Below are 18,278 nucleotides of genomic sequence, written 5' to 3'. Positions count from 1 at the left end.
CAAGGTAGGCATTGGCCAATTTCTTCGATTTCTGAGGATAATTCTGTACTAATAAATACTCAATGCCTGACAGGTTAAATCAATATTTTTCCTGAATCCACTTAATGGCCTCTTCACTCTTTGCAAATGTTCGCATTTCAATGACTTTATGATCGCGGAATGTAAAAACATCAGCGATGCGGGCATCAATCCAATCCTGATGGTTTTTTAATCGTACTTTTACATGCAAGAAAGCAATGACCTTTTCTCCTGCGACTTGAAAACTTTCAGGCTCACAGGCACCCTCGGCCCATGTATCACGCCCTTTCACTACGTGCGCCGCAAGTTCAGCGTGGCCTCGGTAAGTGCCAGTGCTTGGAAAACCTGCGGGCTCGATTCGTACAATATCAGGAGCACAGAACTCTAAAATAGCAGGAATATTGTTACTGTTAATTCCTGCATAAATAGTCTTTACGATTTCAGTTTTTGTCATGATTGATCCTACCCCTTCCTGGCAGCATCAATTTTAGCGACATCAATTTTTTTCATACTCATCATCGCCGTAAAAGCACGTTGCGCCTCAGCTCCTCCACGAGCCATCGCTTCCGTCAAAGTGCGAGGAGTGATTTGCCAAGAAATACCATAGCGATCTTTACACCAACCACATTGGCTTTCTTGTCCACCATTTTCAACAATCGCATTCCAATAACGGTCAGTCTCTTCTTGTGAATCTGTCGCGATTTGAAATGAGAAAGCTTCACTGTGCTTAAAATAAGTTCCACCATTTACGCCAACACATGGAATCCCTAAAACGGTAAACTCTACCGTTAAAACATCTCCAGCTTTCCCCATCGGGTAATCTGTAGGCGCGCGGTGAACAGCTCCGACGCTGCTATTGGGAAATACTTTCGCATAGAAGTGGGCGGCTTCTTCAGCGCCTTTATCATACATTAAGCAGATGAGGTTTTTAGGGTTTGCCATAGAGATCTCCTGTTCATTTCTCATAAACAAGAATATAGGCCTTGATAGGATTTTGATAGCCAGTATGCAATACAACTTTTTTGCTAAATTTTTCTTTTATCAGTTGCGATCTCTGCTATGATATCTGTAAATACTATTAATTTACAGCGCGTCAATGCCGGGACATCGAATGTACAGACTATTTCTCTTTGTTGTGACACTGTTCATTGCAATGCCTGCCCGTGCTGAAAAACTCAAAGTTGTTGGGACTCATTTCAACAAAATTTTTGAAACTGATACTAGTGGGGATTTTCATGGTGTGGCAGTTGATTTACTAAAGAAAGTTGCAGCTAAAAAAAATCTTCAGATCGAATACGCCATTTATCCATGGAATCGCGCTCAATACTTAATCTCAACAGGCAGGGCCGACATTCTTATCGGGCCTTATCGCACTCCTGAGCGTGAAAAACAAATGGACTTCCTCTCAACTCCTTTTTACACAGACAATATGGTTTTCTACACCACGAAAGACAAACCTTTTGTCTGGAATGAGAGTCTTGATCTTTTAAAAACGAAAAGGATTCTAACGATTAAAGGCTGGGTCTACGGGATAAAGTTTGATGAAATCAAAGACAAACTGACTATCGTCGAGGCCAATGACATTGAAACAGCTTTTAGGATGCTTGCCCTTGGAAGGGCCGATCTACTGCTTGCCAATGAAAGAAACGCTGAGGATGCATTAGAGCAAAAAGAAAATAAGGATCACTTCATCAAAACCAAAAAACCTTTTAGCTTTATGCAGGGCTATTTTGCTTTCTCTTTAAAATACAAGAATGACTCAGTCAAAAAGGCCATCCAGGAATCCCTTTCACAACTTTCTTATGAAGGGATTATTAAAAAGATCAATAAAGACTACAAACTTTCCTTTGATCCTAGAGTCTCCTTAGCGCCTAATCACTAAAATTAGACATCAGTAAATCTGCCGTCGTTTGCAGAAGGAAAGCCATTACTCACTTTTAGAGATTTCATAACCGGTGCTTTTTTTGCCATAGGAATAACGTTGTGATTTACTTTTTCGAGATTGGCCACTTTATCTTCACGACCTTCAACATTGACCAATAAATCACTCACTAATTGACTTAAGATCTGGGCCTGTTGAGAGAGTTCATCAGCAGCATTGGCAGCCTGTGCAGAAGTAGAAGAATTCTCTTGAGTCACTTGATCCAATTGGGCCACTGCTTTTGTAATTTCCTGCACCCCTTGTGCCTGCTCCTGGGTTGCTGTCGAAATTTCTCCAATCATTTTCGATACTGTTGAAACTGATTGGACGATTTCTTCGAGTGCCTCTCCACATTCATTCGCTACCAGCGTCCCTGTCTCTACTTTTTCTTGACCGTTAACAATGAGCTTACCAATTTTCTCTTTGGAGTTTCTCACAATACTTTCTACTGATTTTGTGCTTGTTTCAAGCATTTTTGTAATCTCTAAAGCAGCGGCACCACTCATCGCTGCCAGATTCCCAACTTCTTCCGCAACAACAGAGAACCCTTTACCTTGTTCACCTGCACGGGCCGCTTCAACAGAAGCGTTAAAAGATAAGAGTTTTGTCTGGAAAACAATGTCATTGATAACCTTTGTTTTATTCCCAATATCATTGATGATCTTAACGATATTTTCAATTTCAGCATTAGTCTCATCGATTTGCTTAACAATTTCACTGTTGCTGGCGTTAATCGCATCGATAGCAACAATCATTTGATCAACTTTCTTTTTCCCTTTCTCTGCCGTTAATAAGCTTTTTTCCGATAGGTCTGAAGACTTTCTGGCATTTTCAGTATTAGCAGAGATCATCGAATTAATTTCCTCAATAGATGATGATGTTTCCTGAAGAGAAGCCGCCTGCTCTACGTTGGCCTGAGAAAGTTGTTCTGAAGAAGCTGCAATTTGAGTCGAGGAATTTTCAACTAACTCACTTGAGCTCTTAACTTTATTTGTAATTGTTAATAAGGCCTTTGCAATTTGTGCCCCTAGAAGATAAGCGAGAAATATACTAATGGCTCCGGCCACAACTAGTATCAAAGGAACTAACCATGACAACAAGTTGGCTTCTTCGATCGCGTGACCGGATTTTAAATTGATTTCATTTTCCTGAAAATTTATAAGGGTATCAAATTCCTTATCTCTTTTTTCGACAATATTTTTCCAGTTTGCTTTGGCGAAATCGTCTCTAGCTGTAATGTCACTGGCCTTTCCAGTACCTGAGAGATCGATAATTTTTTTGACATCTTGTGCATACACTTGCCAGAATTCAGATTGAAATTTTTTCCACACGACCTCTTCGCCTTCAACAAACGGTAAAGACTCATACTTTTTAGCATTCTCACTATAGAGCTTAATGGCCTTTTCATACTGCTCTGACGCTTCTTTATAGGAATCAGCTGAGTACTGTGAACCAATGAGCATATTCGCGGCAGCTTCAAGTAAAACCCCAGACTTCTCCATTGTTGCTAAAACTTGAATGTTAGGGAGATTAACCGATGTTATATGATGAAAAACTGCAATGTTTTCTTTGGACTTCCAGTTGGCATATAAACTAATGAGAAGACACAAGACAACCGCAATCGCTGCAGTCCCGATAACTTTTAACTTTATACTTAATCTCATTTTCTTCTCCAGTCTAAGAAGCCTTGTTTTAATGCCTCTGCATAATTAATTATGAACCTCCCTAAAAATTTTTAGTTATCTTAATAATTAATTTTTTTTAATGTCGCCAAGTATTGATATTACGAGGAGTGCGCATAGAAGAATGCTATGTTTGTTAGATAAAATAATTATAAATCTCAGCATACATAAAAATTAATAATGCCCTATATAAGTGGCATGGGAGTTAAGTACTCGACAAATGGTAATCAGGACGCTAGCCTAATTCATACTCGGAGAGACTATGAAAATACCTGCTATTATCCTTACTTCCCTGCTTATTTCCTTTTCTGCCATGGCGGCAGAGTCATTTCAGTCGACAGAAGGAAAAGTTATCGGTCTTCTAGATAAGAACCAAACCATTTCCTTTAAGGGCGTCCCATACGCTAAAGCACCAACAGGCAGTTTAAGATTTAAGGCCCCAAGACCTGCCGAAAGAAGAATCTTTGCTTACAATGCCAAAAAGTTCGGGTCATCTTGTATGCAAGTTGGAAACGTCTTTTCTGTCACAAGCCCGGATGAGCTAGGTAAAGTAATCGGAAGCGAAGACTGTTTATTCTTAAACATCTGGAAGCCGCAAAAAAAGACAACCGAAAAAAGACCAGTCTTTTTCTGGATTCATGGTGGAAGTAACGATAAAGGCACTACCACTGATCCAAATTACGATGGGGCATACTTCGCAAGTACAAATGATGCCATTTATGTTTCTGTGAATTATCGCCTTGGGCACTTCGGCGCTTTCTATCACCCACTTTTGCAAACAGATAACCCACTTGATAATTCCGGCAACTTTACAACTCTGGATTTAATCCAGGCGCTAAACTGGGTAAAAAATAATGCTGATGCTTTAGGTGCCGACGCCAACAACGTGACGATTGCCGGGCAGTCTGCAGGCTGTATGAACGTTTGGGGTTTGATTCAGTCTCCTCTTGCTAAAGATTTATTTCATAAGGCCATCTGCTCAGCCGGTCTGCCCAATACATACCCAACAAGTGTTGGGACGGCAAAGGCCAGCTTAGTTATGTATAAGCTTATTGAGCAAATGGGATACGCTTCTAATGGAGAAGAATTCTTAAAAGACAAATCACCTGAATGGGTCAGAAAGTTTTTACAGCTTGTTCCTGCAGAAATGATCGCCAAAGCAAATACAGGCGTCGTCCCCTTTCAGCACTACTCTGATGGAGTTGTTCTTCCAAGCGGTGGATGGATTGACCTGACTCTGGGAATGTATAACCATGTGCCGATGATTGTTGGAGCAACTAAAGACGAGTTTTCAGCTGTTGGGCTTTTAAGTTTTAGTAAAATGGATACAGCGGAATTGTTTACTCACATGCTCAATCCAGACATGCCCGTTCGTTTTGAAGACTTAATTAGTATTAGTGAAGGACAATATAAACTCCTGGTGAATTCAGGAAGTGCCTCTCTTCACGCCACTCAAGATTCAATTCTTAATTCTCTAAGAGTTTATAACAAAGATATCTACCGCTATCATTTTAACTGGGATCACCTGCCCGCTCCGTGGGATAAGGCCCTAGGTGCTCTTCATGGACTGGATGCTATTTTCTATTTAGGAAACTTTACAACTGAAGAAAAGAGTTTTGCTAACTTTGCATGGAATGAAGAAAATAAGGCCTCTCGTGAAAAACTAAGAAAAGAAATGAGTGTTTATTTTAAAAACTTCATTCATTTTGGGAATCCGAATGCGAAGCTAACGGACGATTTACCAAAGTGGCCGACATGGAGTTTAGTGCCGTTTAAAGAAAAGCGTTTATTTTTTAATGAAACAATTTCAACTTCAAATGTTGATTAAACAATAAGGGAGATAATTATGGCCAAGTACGTTGACGTTTGCATGTTCCCAATTAATAAAAAACATCTTGCCCAATACAAGAAGACGACAACTAAAATCGGAAAGCTTCTTCTTAAGCATGGCGCTCTTTCAAGCAGTGACTTCGTTGCCGATGATAAAAACGCAACAAAAGATCTATTTCCGCAAGTTATTAAAGTTAAAACTGGTGAAGTGATTATCATTGCGATGGCCGAGTTTAAATCAAAAGCTCATCGTGAAAAAGTTTTTAAATCGTTTCAAAAAGATCCGGCAACAATGAAAGTGATGATGGATACGAAGATGGATGAAAAACGTATGGTGATGGGTGGATTTAAAGGGATTGTTTCGCTTTAATTAAACCTTTATCAAGGCCTGGAAAATGAACCTAGAGCATAAGACAATTAAACTAAAGAAAGTCATTAAGGCACCTATTGATGCTGTTTATAAGGCACTATCCTCAACAAAGGAAAAAGCCAAGTGGTCAGCACCCGGCACTGATAAAATAAAATACCTAAAATCGAATTTTAAAAATGGTGGGATTGAAACATTCAAGTGCGGTCCCGCCGGCTCTTTAGATTTCAGCGGAACTCTTCACTATGAAGACATCATTAAAAATAAGCGTATTGTGTATACAGAAACAGTCTTTTATCAAAAGAACAAACTTTCTTCGGCCTTGGTCTCGATTGAATTAAGTGAAAAAAACAGCTCTACCCTTATCTCAATGACCATTCAAGTCGCTTCTTATAGCGGGCCTCAAATGCTCAAAGGAAACGAAGTTGGTTACAAAGGGTCATTAAACAACTTAAAGCAATACCTCGAAGAGACTCCTTAAACTATTGTAATAAACATTTCGCCAGATCATTCTCAATCAAAGAAGAAATCTCATTTAGATCTTTTTGGGTCTTATTCGTAATAAATCTATAATTTTGTTGTGGCGTCTGAATTAATTGAGAAAGTTCCTTAAATTTTGCTGGAGTCATCACAACGCTATTTTCATAATCACTTCTTATGATTGAAAACACCTGTTTTTTTGCAGATGAAAGTTGTCCGTGCTCACGGATAACTTCGCTATGATTAGCTAAAAAAGATGAGATGGCATTATTGAAATGAGAAATGGCCTGTGGGCATTTTTGTTTAACTTCTTCTGTAAGGCACGAATTAAAATCATTTTTAAGCTTTGAGAAATTAATGTTCTGGATAAGATACGTGCGAGTATTAAGGTTTTGAGTCAATACATTAAAATGCATGCTCGCATTATCAAACATCGACATCACATAATCATTCGGTGGAGTGTTGCCAGAAGCAAGAGTCAGCGAAAATTCCAGCCCCTGCTGTGTTTTTTTAGTGAAATCATTTAATGACATAGAACCTATATTAAACATATTCGCAAGATAGCTGATATCATCTTTAACAACTTCTGTTTTTAAATAGCAAACTTGGTTTTGATTAGCTGAAGCCGAGAATGAAAAAGCTGAAAGAATAAAGACCAGTGATAACAATACAGGTTTCATAAGTAATCCTTGAAGGTTTTTTATTTTTTATTGAAAAAGACCAAAATTGTCCAATAAGTGGGTAAAATTTTTAAGGCTAAAGTCCTGTTATAGAAATTTGGACTAGTCATAAATAGTAAAAGCGATAAGATATAATACGAAAAAATAAGGGGTTAATCTTGAAACTCTACAAGGCCATAAGGCTCTCGCTCTCAGAAGCCGAAATTCTGGATTCAAATGATAGATCGATTGCTCGCATCTCATGGCCCAAAGTCGCGATTTGGAAGACCCAAAATGCGCCCCTGTCAGATGCTCTCGGCAATCAATGCCAATCAAACCCTACGATTGAAACTGACCAGAAAAAATGGACTGCCTATCGTAAGCTCTTAACTAATAATTTTCTGGCAAATGATTACGAAATTTCTCTTGGTGATGGGAATGGTGAAGCGAGAGTTTTGGCCGAGTTAAAAGGTACAAAAAGAAAGATCGTCATTCGTTTTGAAGGTGAAGAATATCACTTAATCAGGGAAGGTTTTTTTAGCTTTCATTTTAAACTTCAAAAAGGCCCAACCATATTTTTTCAAATGAGAGATGTGACACCATTTTTTACTTTTTCGAGCCGCCGAGAATTCGAAGTTTCTTCTGAAAGACTCTTAGATCCGACCTTGCTTTCATTTTCATTCTTCTTAGCGCACAATTCATTCTTTTAAATTAAAAAGGCATGTGCCTTTTATTCTCATTCTCATAATTTCAGTGCGCCTATTTTCTATGGCAAACTTATCAATTTTCTCGGAATTATTTTCCTAATTTCAGTTGATTGGAACTGCCCTTTTTTTTTAGTGGTACAATACTAGTCATGAAAAAGTTTATTCTCATTTCACTAGTCTTACTCTCTTTTTGTTTTAATGGCTGTCTTCCTGGTGCTCGAATAAAAGTCGATCCAAAAACAAAGTCAGTTATTGTTTCAAATATTCAGCTTACAAACAATCAAATGATTATCAGGGGAAACAACCTGGAATCAATAAAATTAATTAAGATGAATGAGGGGTCAAATAGTGATTCACTCGTCATTGAATCACAAAGCAGTGAACAAATTATTGCTAATACATTATCTAATGTTACCTGGAGTGCTGGAAAAATTTTCGATCTAATCCTCTCATCAGCCTATGCTGACAACACTTACAAAATTAACTTTTCATTATGTGATTCAACATTGGGCAATGGCGCTGTTATTGATTGCACTCTTACACCTGATGATAAAGATGTTCTGGCCTATGATCAAAGTTCTAATAAATGGCTACCAAGTACACTGGTTCTTCCATGGGGCCATAATTCTTCTGGCCTTGGTAACACATACGTAACTTCTGGCAATGTTGGTATTGGGACAAGCTCTCCGACTGCCATACTTGATATTAATGGACTCAAAAATGGAACAGGAACTTTAGATGCAGCTGCAGGTGCTACCACTGTAACGGGAACTGGAACGGCATTTTTGTCTGAAGTTGCCGTTGGAGATTTGATTCTTTTTACTGGAAACGGTGATGAGAAAATCGTTACGGCCATTGCCAGTGATACTAGTTTAACCGTCCATTCTGGGATGTTACTGACGGCTACGGCTTCGGCCTTTACAATTAGAAAAAAAGTTTCAATGAATAATGGTGTTTTAACACTGGGAACAAGTTCTGTGACTCCGCTTATTGCTGGTTCAGGAGTATTCGCTGGTGCCTATCCAAAAGTAGATATCAATACAGGTAATAATACTTGGCAGACGTATAGCGACGTCATGGTTATGAGACACTCTGGAACAGGAGCGACTGCAAATACAAGGCAACTAGGATTTCTTTTCAAATTAAGTAACGAATCTAGCACCGGTGAGTCTCAAAAGAGCGGTGGGATCATGCTTGAGTCCACTACAAGTTACGCGAACAATCCTAATCTTAGTCTCGTTACAACTGGTTCAAAACGATTGACGATTGATTACGCTGGAAATGTGGCCATTGGGACAACTCCAGTTACAACATCAAGATTGACCGTGAGTACGACTGCAACCAGTGGATCAATAGCCAACTTCGTCTCTACAGGAGCTGGAGGCGCAGGCTGTTCAATTACGTGGAACGGGACAAGTTGTTCTTCTGATGAAAGATTAAAAGAAAACATCACTGCATTAACCTCTCCCCTAGACGATGTTTTAAAATTAAGAAGTGTGAACTTCAACTGGAAAAAAGATCAGAAAAAAGAAAAGCAAATTGGATATGTGGCCCAGGAAGTAGAAAAAGTTATTCCTGAAGTCGTTCGAAACGATTCAAATGGATACAAACAAGTTAACTATGGAAACATCGTTTCGCTTGCGACTGCTGCGATTCAAGAGTTCTTTTTTAAATGGCAAGATGACAGCGAAAAGCTTCATAGAGAGATCGCTGCCTTGAAAGAAGAAAACGAATTGCTAAAGACACGTTTAGATAATCTAGAGAAGAAATCAAAAAACTAAGAATCTTAGTTTGAGATCTGCTTCCTGAAAAAATCTAATATTCTTGCTCTATAAAAATAGATTGTGCTCGCTCCTTTGACATGCCCACCATCTAACTGAATCACTTTGTGAGGAGGACAGGCCTCTTTTAATTCTAGTTGAGTTGATGTTGGAACCTTATCATCATCTAAAGCAATCACCTGGACAAAAGGGATTTTGATTTTTTCGCATGAATAGAGCGGATCATTCTTTAAATTCGCTCTGAGGTAAAGCTCATAGTCTTTCGGGTCAGTAAAACCAAGCTTGGCCATGTGGTTTTGACGTAGAGTTGTAATCTTTTTAACAGTAGATGTTGCATAAACTAGAGGAAAATTACCTCCAGCAACAGCAAACCAAGCGGCCTTCACCCTACTGCTTTCGGCCGCAAGACCAAGGGCCCTAATTCCTCCCTGGCTTGCACCCAATGCAAAGACTGGAACTTCATTTTTTATTTTTTCGTCTACTACCGCAATTAAGCCCATCGCAGCTTGAGCTGGTTTAAAATAATCGCGATCGAGTTGTTCTACATCTGGATTCGCCACATTGAGTTCAAGTGCGACCGGGTCCGGTATGATCACAGCAAATCCTCTGCGTGCAAAGTAGCGAGCTGTGGTTTTTTCAAGGGGGCTAGGCCCAGAGATTGTAGGATATAAATAGACAATCCCTTCGACTCTAGGATTCTCTGGAAGATAAAGATTCCCTTGTGTCGTAAAGGATTCATCGAGATAAGAAATAGTCTTTTTTATGACCTCAACTTTAAAGGTTGAGGCCTGAGACACGGATGATATTATAAGAACAAAAAGTATAATTAGTTTTTTCATGCCCAGAAGATAGCTCTTCTGGGTAGAAATTGTCATTTTACGGCCCTTAGACAGTAATTTTTACATCTGCCTAATTACCTCTATAAGTACTATATCCGTAAGGGCTTACAACCACTGGCACGTGATAATGTAGCCCCTCATCGGCAACATTAAAGACGACACTAATTTCAGGGAAAAATGGACTCGCTTTAGCTCCTGAGTACTTACTCATATCAAAGTTGAGCTTGTACTTACCGATTTTTGTTTTAAATGAATCACCAAAAGACTTTATACGGCCATTGTCGTCCGTCACTCCTGATGCAACCTTAGACCACACACCTTTTTCATTTTGCATTTCTAAAGTCACAGGCACGTTTTTTCCACCAACTCCAGAGGCCAAATCTAAAACATGCGTAGAGATCCCTTCTGCAAACGCAGAAAAACTTAAAAATGAAGATAAGATGGCCAATAAACAAAAAGAACGGAACATAAAAACTCCTCGTTAAAGTTTGCTATTTTTTAGTTGAAATACCTGCAAGAGAAACTCCTGCCTGACTCGCAATTAAATCATCATTTTCAGGACTTCCTCCTCCAGCAATTCCAATGGCCCCGATCACGGCTCCATCTTTCCAGAGAGGGTGTCCTCCACTTAATAATAGCAACTCTGGTAGCTCTGCTAAATTTGTGGTGTCTGGACTTTCTTTTGCCTTACGTAGCAGTAAGAGTGTCGGCGTTTTCGTTGATAAAGATGTGTACGCTTTTCTGCGCGCAGCCTCAGTATTATGAGGTCCCACACCGTCTCCCTTAAAAATCAAAATAGTCTCTCCCTGACTTCCAACGACTGCAATAGAAACTGTTTTATTTAATTTTTGTGCAGCCATTTGCGCTTGCTTGGCAATTTGAGTAGCCCCCTCTAAAGTGAGTTGTGGCGCCATTTCTGTAAGGCTGTCTTTATTGGCCGCAAAAGAAACTGAAGAGCTCAAACAGAAGACTAGAATTAAAAACTTCATATTTTTCCTTTGTTTATACACTACCAGTATTATAAGCCTCTTTACCCCTAGGTGGTAGTAGACAGCCATGCAAATCAGTTATACGCTATACGTATGACAAATACAGCTGGACTGAGCTTTGACAGACTTGAATTAATGAAAACGTTCATTAGAATTGTGGACTCAAAAAGTCTCAGCGCTGCAGCTCTGTCTTTAAAAACCACTCAACCTACGATAAGCCGCAGACTAAAAACACTTGAGCAAAGCCTGGGGTTAAAACTCATCCAACGAACGACTCATCAAATGCAAGTGACCGAAGAAGGTAGACGCTTCTATTATCACGCTAAGGACATTGTCGAGCGCTGGAGTTTGATAGAGACCGAAATGACTGGTGCGAAAACTTCGCCAACTGGAACACTTCGAGTTCAGGTTCCACAAGCACTAGGGATTGGAAAGTTTAACGATGTTTTATCAACTTACCTAAAAAATTATAAAGAAGTCGATATCGAGTGGATACTAAGCGACAAATCACCAGATTTCATTTCAGAGAACCTGGATTGCGCAATAAAAGTCGGCAATATAGATGATCCAAGTTTAATCGCCATTAAAATTTTTGAGCTACCAAGAATTATCGTGAGTTCACCTGATTTGATCGCCAAAATAAAAAGACCTACTCACCCCAGCGACTTGCAAAACTCTCCATGGATATCGTTCAAGACCCATTATCTCGATAGTATCGAGCTTTTTTATGCAAAAACGAATGAAGAAATAACGATGAAAATTCATTCTCGATTTATATCAGATAATTTATTTGCAATGAGAGAGGCAGCACTCATGGGCCTGGGGATTGGGGTTCTCTCTAAATGGATTGTTGAAAAGGATCTTCAAGAAGGCCGTCTCATTCAATTATGCAAAGACTGGCAGGGAGCAAGTCTTCCGGTATACCTAATCTATCCACAATCCAAATTAAAACCAGCAAAACTACAAAAATTTATTGAATTAATTAAGCGCCAAAAAATCAAATAAAGAGCAGAAGATAAATTGATTTCAAGCTCCAGGCACCTACGCGCAACCAGTTTGAAACTACCAGCCGTCTACAAGTATCGCGGTCAAAACCAGCACTAAGTCTCTCGTGAGAAGGAACAGAAAGAAAAAAAGTCGTTGCCCAAGTAAGTGCGATTAAGAAACCGACGAAAGGCAGATTAAACTCAACATGACTCTTTATAAAAAAAAGACCAACGAAACTAAGAAGCTCGATCAGCATTACAGGAGCGACAATAAAAGTTATGCTCCGAGCATGAAATGAATGATACTCACGAAAGCTATCATCCCCTACCTTCGTGAAGAGTGGATAATGGACAACTTGGATTAACCAGATAAGTCCGGTCATAAACCAACTGGATGCAAGCTGCGCTTTAAAAAAAATGGCTTCCATTTATAACTTACCTTCTCCAGCTAAATAGGATTTCATCTCACCTGAGCATTGTTTAAGAATAAGAAAAAATGGAATCCACCAGACCAAGTCATTGGTAATAATGGTCAGACCAAATTTTAAATTGAAGACACCAGTATAGAGCGCTTGAATAAAGCCAATCGGACCAAAAATTTTGCCTAAAAACCCTACAAGCACTATGGGCCAATGCCTGCGAGGGTCACTGGCCGCAACCCAATAGCCTACCCCATAAACCCCAACAATCATGCCCACGCATTGCCAGACGCCGGGGTAGTTCATCCTAGGCAATCCTGCAAAATCAAAGAGTGCGTGAGGGAAAAAGATAATCAGGGCCCCCCATACGACATTATAAAGCGCTGCAATTTTAAGAGTTGTTTTGGCGATTTGATTGTTCATGCCTCATTATCTTTCATTTGGAATTGGATCACAATGAGACAAGGCCTTGATGAAGTTGAGTTTTACACTTAGTTCTGGTCCCAAATCAAATGAAAGGCGTTTATTTTTTCTTAGAAAAAGTCGATAAAGAGACATGTCACAAATACTTCTCATTGAAAGCGATGAATCTCTACGCTCAATACTCAAACTGAATCTCATTAAAAATATGGGATGTGAAGTTGTGGAAAAAGATTCTTCAGAAGATGCGATCTCTCTGTTGGATATTTTACCTAACATAGATCTGATCATCTCCAGGGAACAAATTGATCATGCACCGGTGGCCTTAAAGATTGCACAATACTTACAAAAAAATCATTCAAATATTCCCTTGCTGGTGATCGGAGAAAGAATCGAGTGCTACGAGAATACTCTGACCATAAAATCTGATGAATCATGGAAGGGCATCATACAAACGGCAGCTAAAATTATTGGGATGGAAGTTAATTTTGACACTTCTCGAGTCACTTCTGACTATGTACCTGTGAGTATTCAGTATTTCTTCAATATCAATTCTCTAAGCTTCGGATGTGATGTCTATATTCGTGTTAAAAATGGAGAAATCTATCAATACATCAAAAGACTACACTCTACTGATCAATTTGAAAGATCCGATATTGAAAGATATAAAAAAGCCGGGCTAAGAGAATTTTTCATCGCTAAAGAGCATTTTCCTCAATTTGTAAATTACGTTACAGACCAGCTCTTATTAAAACTAGACTCACCTAACTTGAGTAAGATGGAGCGGATTTCACTGACTGCCGATACTTATGAAATGACCCTTGAACGCATCCACACTTTAGGTATTGACGATTATACGATTGCACTTTTTGAAGAAAGTGTTAAGGCCATGGAACATAGTCTCCAAGAAAATAACGCTTTATTGGATTTTTTACATTCATTAAGAGCGAATAAACATTCTTATGCTTACGCTCACACTTACCTCGTCAGTCTTATTCTGCACAAGCTTGTGGAAAGCTTTGAATGGGAAACTCCTCAGATAAAAGAAAAGTTGACTTACATTTCTTTCTTTCATGATATCTCTCTTCCAGAGAGCGAGCTAATGAAAGTTCATTCCCTCACCGAGCTGGAGGAATTATCATTGCCAAGAGCAGAAAAAAATCTTGTTTTAAATCATGCGTTTCAATCAGCAGAGATAATTGAGCGGTTTCCGAGAATTCCTCCTGGAGTTGGTGCAATTATAAGAGAGCATCATGGCTCAAAAAGTGGAATTGGTTTTCCAAAGACACTTAGTATTGCGATTGCTCCACTGAGTATGATGTTTATTGTTGTCGAAGATTTTGTTGATAGCTTCTTAAAAATTGAAGAATTACCAAAACGGAGTGATTTTGAGTCCATCTTTAATCAGCTTGAAAAAAAGTACACCAAAGTCACCTATGTACAAACTCTTTCAGCCTTAAAAAAGATGACTCTTGGTAAATGATTAAGTCCGTTCTTACGTTGATCATTTTCCCAAAAAAAGATTAACCACACTTTGCGGTGACTCTTGATTAAAAAATAATTTAGAATTTCGATCCGACTCCTCTGCTGAATGTGCACTTCTTATAAACATCTCTTTTTCAAAATCTTCTAAACCAGCTTCAATATCGTTGAGATTCTTTACAATGAACTTACCAAGTTCCGCTCCATCATAAAGAGCGAGGTTCGCCCCTTCGCCGGCAAAGGGAGACATCAAGTGAGCGGCGTCCCCAATTAAAGTCACTCCTGGCACTCGCTCCCAACTTATACCGACAGGTAGGGCATAAATTGCTCGAATCTGGGGTGATGTTTGCCCCTCAAGGATAATGGCCTGTAAATCGCTCGACCAATCATTAAACTCGTTTGCGATTTGAAGAGCAGCATTCTTAGAATCAGTTAAATCTATTTTTGAGATCCATTCTTTAGATTGATTAAGGGCCACATAAGCATGAAAGGTTCCATTCGTCTCTTTATGCCCGAGAATTCCTTTGCCTGGTGCCAAGGCCATGAGAGTTCCATTGCCTATAATATTGGCAACTGATTTATGATTTTTATCAACATCGTAAAGATAGAGTTCGATGAAAGACGTTCCAATATAAGAAGGCACTATATCTGTTAGGAGTGGTCTCACTTTCGACCATGCTCCATCTGCTCCAACCAGAAGAGCACTCACGACAGTCACTCCATTGGTAAAAGTCACTTCGTGCTTGCCATTAGAAAGCGGTTTGACACCCGATAATTTATGACCCCAGACAATAGATTCTTTTGGCAAAGAATGAATCAGCATTTCGCGAAGCTCTCCACGATAAACTTCAGGGCGTGATCCATGCCCCCTATCCTGATCTTCGTGCAAAATATTGGCATTCTTGTCCAAAATACGATGAGCGTCCGCCCCCGGTATAATGAGCTTTAAAAACTCCTCATATAAATGGCAATCTTTAAGGGCCAGCTGCCCGTTGTAGTCGTGGATGTCTAAAAGCCCGCCCTGTGAGCGCGCGCCTAAGGATGCTTCGGCCTCATAGACGGTGGCCTTAACTCCATTAACTAAAAGCACTCGGGCCAATGCTAAACCGCCAAGCCCTCCACCGATAATAACGATATTCATTATCTCCTCCTTTCGGAACTAATATCTGAACTTTAACACGAAACCTTGAAAAATTTAAGTGACTTAATTATTTAATTTAGTTAACATAATAAAAACGGAGACCTAATGGGATTAAGACAACTAAAAAAACAAAAAACAAGAAAGGCCATCTCAAACCTGGCGACCAAGCTCTTTTTGGAGCGTGGCTACTATAATGTGACCACTGCTGAAATTGCGGAGCTTGCAGAAGTCTCTATTCCTACTCTCTTTAAGTATTTTCCAACGAAAGAGATGCTGGTCTTTGACGAAGATTTTGAAATTGAAGAATGGCTGGTCAATACAGTAAAAAATAGAAAGAAAGGACAAAGTATTCTTGATGCCTTGGAGCTTGCTGGGCTTGAGAGAATTAGTGAGGTTCCGGCGAGCCATAGAAAGAATGCTAAGGCCTTTATAAATTTAGTGGATGAGACTCCTGAATTAAGTCGGTACGCAGGCCAGATGTGGATGAGGCATGAGATTGTACTTTCAGAGGTTATTAGAAAAGAAGCTAAAAAGAAGATGACGAGTGTTGAAGCAGATGTGGTGGCAAGATTTGTGCTGGATGCGTTTTATAGAGCGATGAAGGTTGGGAATTCGAAAGAAGCGCTTAAAAGAATGTTTGGGGTATTGAGAGGGGGGTGGGATGAGTAATCAATTTATGATTTTTCAGTAGGACTTTCTGCAAACTATTGATCTATTACTATGCCCAGGAAAGTCTTTTCGACCACTTTAAAATTGAAAAGATATCGGCCCAATCGTCTTGCTCTGGAACCATCTGGCATTCAGAAATAATTTCTTTCTGCTTTAGCTCCTCAAGAAAGCGAAACCCTTTTTCTGACAAGACTAAAAAAAGAACTTTTTCATCGGCCTTAAAAAGAGCGAGAAAGGTTTCAACCTCTAGATCCACATCCTCCAATACCTCTGCAGCGTCCTGTCGATGATTCCATACCTCATTTATTTTAAAAGGTGCCTGAATAAGAGAAATTTTTCTGAGTCCAAAATGTGTAGATAAAACATCTTCCTGGGTAAGAGTGATGCTCGAATTTTGCTCATCATGGAAAAGCTTCCAAAATGCTCTTTCGAACTCGGCCATAGCGACAACAGCTCCCCCTGCGTTTTCGCTTAGAAGAAACTCCGGGAAGGAATGACCGTAGTCAATCAGACTCCTAAACGAAGATGGGTGGGAGAATATATATTTTTTTCCGAGCGAAAAAAAACCTTCATCCCCCAAAAGAAGCCAGGTGGCCTCATAGTTGCTTCCCAAGGCTTCCAACATCCGCGCCTCATAATCTTGCCTATAGACCTCAAGTGCTTCCACGGCCGAGAGTTTTCCTTCTGCTCGAAAAGAAAGTGTAACTTCGTCGTTAGGATTGACAATACTTTTAACAAATTCCTCTTGAAGAGACTTTAATCTCATATCGACCCCACTATCTTTCTTGCCTTTGAGACCTCTGCCAGGACCACATCATAAGAAGGAATGTTTTCATCCCACTCAATCGTTGTCACTGCTTCTTTATAATGAACCAAGTGTTCTTTATAGATTTCCCAAACTGCATCTGCCACCGGACATGAATGGGTATCAAAGTAAAAATTTCCCATATCACTAAAGCCAGCTAAATGGATCTCTTTAACCGCATTTGGCGGTATTTTCTCCAGCCATTGCTTCGCTGAAAAATTTTGATTATATGAATTTACAAAAACATTATTAAGATCCAAAAGAAGATGACATCCGGTCTTTTGGTGGAGCTCATTTAAAAAATCAGCCTCACTCATTTCACTTTCGTAAAAACCTATATAAGCTGAAAGGTTTTCAAATAGTAGAGTTCGGCCTAAGAAATCTTGTGCTCTCAAAACTTTCTCTGCCAAGTATTCTAGGTTCTCTTTCGTGTAAGGAAATGGAAGTAAATTGTGCATATTATTTTTTTCCAATCCACTCCAGCAGAGATGATCAGAGACAAGAAAGGGTTGTAGCTGTCTTTCAAGCTCTTTAACCTTATTAAGGTAATCAAAATTCAAATTCCCATGCGAAGCGATTGAAAGAGACACTCCATGAAAAGATACAGGTACATGTTCACGCACTTTCTCCAAAACAGACAATGGTCTTCCCTTGGTTTCAAAGAAATTCTCTGTAATGATTTCAAAATAATCCACACCTAACAGTTTTGGATCATTTTCTATTCTTTCTAAAATTTCAGGAAAGTGGGTATGGCGTAACCCCATACCCACTTTCAAAAGACTATTTGCTTGCAACTTTTCCACCTTTATCCAAGCATTCTTTTTTCGAAGTTTTGATTAATCCTTTTCCTTTGCACTCATTGTGACCTGCACACTTAAGCTCAGCATTGCAACCGTTCTTTCCACTGCAAGCATCAATTTTTCCTGCACATGAACCTGTTCCTTTACATGAGTTAACCCCGTAACACATAACTTGCTCATCTTTAGTCATTTCACTTTTGCCGGCCTGAGCATTGCCTGATAACATTACTAATCCTGCAATGGCTCCAAGTACAATTGGACTTAATTCTTTCTTCATCTTCAT

23 protein-coding genes are annotated in these 18,278 nt (G+C 39.4%); 9 read left to right on the top strand and 14 right to left on the bottom strand.

The genetic code is table 11. From position 1 onward, the window contains the following. Positions 1-79: 79 nt before the first annotated feature. Positions 80-472: a nuclear transport factor 2 family protein gene (locus AC6JA8_RS04740; RefSeq protein WP_497976001.1), complete on the bottom strand. Its 393-nt coding sequence runs from the start codon at positions 470-472 to the stop codon at positions 80-82. Between the two features lie 8 nt (positions 473-480). Further along, positions 481-960, bottom strand: coding sequence for a VOC family protein (locus AC6JA8_RS04735; protein WP_497976000.1), 480 nt, complete (start codon positions 958-960; stop codon positions 481-483). Between the two features lie 169 nt (positions 961-1,129). Between AC6JA8_RS04735 and AC6JA8_RS04730 the strand changes: the two genes are divergently transcribed. Further along, positions 1,130-1,900, top strand: a complete 771-nt coding sequence (locus AC6JA8_RS04730) for a substrate-binding periplasmic protein (protein ID WP_497975999.1) — start codon at positions 1,130-1,132, stop codon at positions 1,898-1,900. A gap of 2 nt (positions 1,901-1,902) precedes the next feature. On the opposite strand, the gene AC6JA8_RS04725 is transcribed toward AC6JA8_RS04730, so the two are convergent. Further along, positions 1,903-3,603, bottom strand: coding sequence for a methyl-accepting chemotaxis protein (locus AC6JA8_RS04725; protein WP_497975998.1), 1,701 nt, complete (start codon positions 3,601-3,603; stop codon positions 1,903-1,905). Between the two features lie 280 nt (positions 3,604-3,883). On the opposite strand from AC6JA8_RS04725, the gene AC6JA8_RS04720 reads away from it, so the two are divergent. Genes AC6JA8_RS04720 through AC6JA8_RS04710 form a run of 3 tightly spaced genes read left to right on the top strand, consistent with a single transcriptional unit; the run spans position 3,884 to position 6,299 of the window. Next, on the top strand, positions 3,884-5,449 hold the full coding sequence (locus AC6JA8_RS04720) for a carboxylesterase/lipase family protein (protein WP_497975997.1): 1,566 nt from the start codon (positions 3,884-3,886) through the stop codon (positions 5,447-5,449). Positions 5,450-5,467: 18 nt separating this feature from the next. Beyond that, positions 5,468-5,821, top strand: coding sequence for a DUF1428 domain-containing protein (locus tag AC6JA8_RS04715; protein ID WP_497975996.1), 354 nt, complete (start codon positions 5,468-5,470; stop codon positions 5,819-5,821). A gap of 25 nt (positions 5,822-5,846) precedes the next feature. Beyond that, complete coding sequence (locus AC6JA8_RS04710; protein WP_497975995.1) at positions 5,847-6,299, top strand: SRPBCC domain-containing protein; 453 nt, start codon at positions 5,847-5,849, stop codon at positions 6,297-6,299. A gap of 1 nt (position 6,300) precedes the next feature. Here the strand turns inward: AC6JA8_RS04710 and AC6JA8_RS04705 are convergent, their stop codons facing one another. Further along, positions 6,301-6,978 carry a hypothetical protein gene (locus AC6JA8_RS04705; protein ID WP_497975994.1) on the bottom strand — a complete coding sequence of 226 codons (678 nt, stop codon included), beginning with the start codon at positions 6,976-6,978 and terminating at the stop codon, positions 6,301-6,303. 158 nt (positions 6,979-7,136) lie between these two features. Here AC6JA8_RS04705 and AC6JA8_RS04700 point away from each other — a divergent pair, with 158 nt between their 5' ends. Further along, positions 7,137-7,667 carry a hypothetical protein gene (locus tag AC6JA8_RS04700; protein WP_497975993.1) on the top strand — a complete coding sequence of 177 codons (531 nt, stop codon included), beginning with the start codon at positions 7,137-7,139 and terminating at the stop codon, positions 7,665-7,667. Between the two features lie 146 nt (positions 7,668-7,813). Continuing rightward, positions 7,814-9,445, top strand: coding sequence for a tail fiber domain-containing protein (locus AC6JA8_RS04695; protein WP_497975992.1), 1,632 nt, complete (start codon positions 7,814-7,816; stop codon positions 9,443-9,445). Between the two features lie 5 nt (positions 9,446-9,450). Here the strand turns inward: AC6JA8_RS04695 and AC6JA8_RS04690 are convergent, their stop codons facing one another. The 3 genes from AC6JA8_RS04690 to AC6JA8_RS04680 form a co-directional block, all read right to left on the bottom strand. Further along, positions 9,451-10,242, bottom strand: coding sequence for an alpha/beta hydrolase family protein (locus AC6JA8_RS04690; RefSeq protein ID WP_497975991.1), 792 nt, complete (start codon positions 10,240-10,242; stop codon positions 9,451-9,453). A gap of 112 nt (positions 10,243-10,354) precedes the next feature. Then, positions 10,355-10,753: a hydroxyisourate hydrolase gene (uraH, locus tag AC6JA8_RS04685; protein WP_497975990.1), complete on the bottom strand. Its 399-nt coding sequence runs from the start codon at positions 10,751-10,753 to the stop codon at positions 10,355-10,357. 22 nt (positions 10,754-10,775) lie between these two features. Next, positions 10,776-11,273 carry a GlcG/HbpS family heme-binding protein gene (locus AC6JA8_RS04680; protein ID WP_497975989.1) on the bottom strand — a complete coding sequence of 166 codons (498 nt, stop codon included), beginning with the start codon at positions 11,271-11,273 and terminating at the stop codon, positions 10,776-10,778. A 93-nt stretch (positions 11,274-11,366) separates the two neighbouring features. Between AC6JA8_RS04680 and AC6JA8_RS04675 the strand changes: the two genes are divergently transcribed. Then, the gene (locus tag AC6JA8_RS04675; RefSeq protein WP_497975988.1) at positions 11,367-12,278 is read left to right on the top strand and encodes a LysR family transcriptional regulator; all 912 of its coding nucleotides are present in this window, start codon (positions 11,367-11,369) and stop codon (positions 12,276-12,278) included. Here AC6JA8_RS04675 and AC6JA8_RS04670 read toward each other — a convergent pair. The 3 genes from AC6JA8_RS04670 to AC6JA8_RS04660 are packed head-to-tail and all read right to left on the bottom strand — an operon-like array spanning position 12,271 to position 13,299. Continuing rightward, positions 12,271-12,642, bottom strand: coding sequence for a hypothetical protein (locus AC6JA8_RS04670; RefSeq protein ID WP_497975987.1), 372 nt, complete (start codon positions 12,640-12,642; stop codon positions 12,271-12,273). The two genes, AC6JA8_RS04675 and AC6JA8_RS04670, sit on opposite strands and share 8 nt — an antisense overlap. A gap of 45 nt (positions 12,643-12,687) precedes the next feature. Continuing rightward, a complete protein-coding gene (locus tag AC6JA8_RS04665) occupies positions 12,688-13,101 on the bottom strand; it encodes an alkyl hydroperoxide reductase (protein WP_497975986.1) in 414 nt (137 codons plus the stop codon). 6 nt (positions 13,102-13,107) lie between these two features. Further along, on the bottom strand, positions 13,108-13,299 hold the full coding sequence (locus tag AC6JA8_RS04660) for a hypothetical protein (RefSeq protein WP_497975985.1): 192 nt from the start codon (positions 13,297-13,299) through the stop codon (positions 13,108-13,110). A 22-nt stretch (positions 13,300-13,321) separates the two neighbouring features. Between AC6JA8_RS04660 and AC6JA8_RS04655 the strand changes: the two genes are divergently transcribed. Next, positions 13,322-14,581: a hypothetical protein gene (locus AC6JA8_RS04655; protein WP_497975984.1), complete on the top strand. Its 1,260-nt coding sequence runs from the start codon at positions 13,322-13,324 to the stop codon at positions 14,579-14,581. A 21-nt stretch (positions 14,582-14,602) separates the two neighbouring features. Here AC6JA8_RS04655 and AC6JA8_RS04650 read toward each other — a convergent pair whose 3' ends face one another. Then, positions 14,603-15,721: an FAD-dependent oxidoreductase gene (locus AC6JA8_RS04650; protein ID WP_497975983.1), complete on the bottom strand. Its 1,119-nt coding sequence runs from the start codon at positions 15,719-15,721 to the stop codon at positions 14,603-14,605. Between the two features lie 105 nt (positions 15,722-15,826). On the opposite strand from AC6JA8_RS04650, the gene AC6JA8_RS04645 reads away from it, so the two are divergent. Next, a complete protein-coding gene (locus AC6JA8_RS04645) occupies positions 15,827-16,390 on the top strand; it encodes a TetR/AcrR family transcriptional regulator (protein WP_497975982.1) in 564 nt (187 codons plus the stop codon). Between the two features lie 49 nt (positions 16,391-16,439). Here the strand turns inward: AC6JA8_RS04645 and AC6JA8_RS04640 are convergent, their stop codons facing one another. The 3 genes from AC6JA8_RS04640 to AC6JA8_RS04630 are packed head-to-tail and all read right to left on the bottom strand — an operon-like array spanning position 16,440 to position 18,272. Beyond that, complete coding sequence (locus AC6JA8_RS04640; protein WP_497975981.1) at positions 16,440-17,156, bottom strand: HvfC/BufC N-terminal domain-containing protein; 717 nt, start codon at positions 17,154-17,156, stop codon at positions 16,440-16,442. Then, on the bottom strand, positions 17,153-17,989 hold the full coding sequence (gene bufB, locus AC6JA8_RS04635) for an MNIO family bufferin maturase (protein ID WP_497975980.1): 837 nt from the start codon (positions 17,987-17,989) through the stop codon (positions 17,153-17,155). The genes AC6JA8_RS04640 and bufB overlap by 4 nt, the downstream gene beginning before the upstream one ends. Beyond that, on the bottom strand, positions 17,976-18,272 hold the full coding sequence (locus AC6JA8_RS04630; protein WP_497975979.1) for a BufA2 family periplasmic bufferin-type metallophore: 297 nt from the start codon (positions 18,270-18,272) through the stop codon (positions 17,976-17,978). Before AC6JA8_RS04630 ends, bufB begins: the two co-directional genes overlap by 14 nt. Positions 18,273-18,278 lie beyond the last annotated feature (6 nt).

This window comes from Bacteriovorax sp. HI3 (assembly GCF_059738875.1).
Note: the sequence above shows the minus strand (reverse complement) of the source record. Positions and strands in the feature narration are given on the sequence as shown.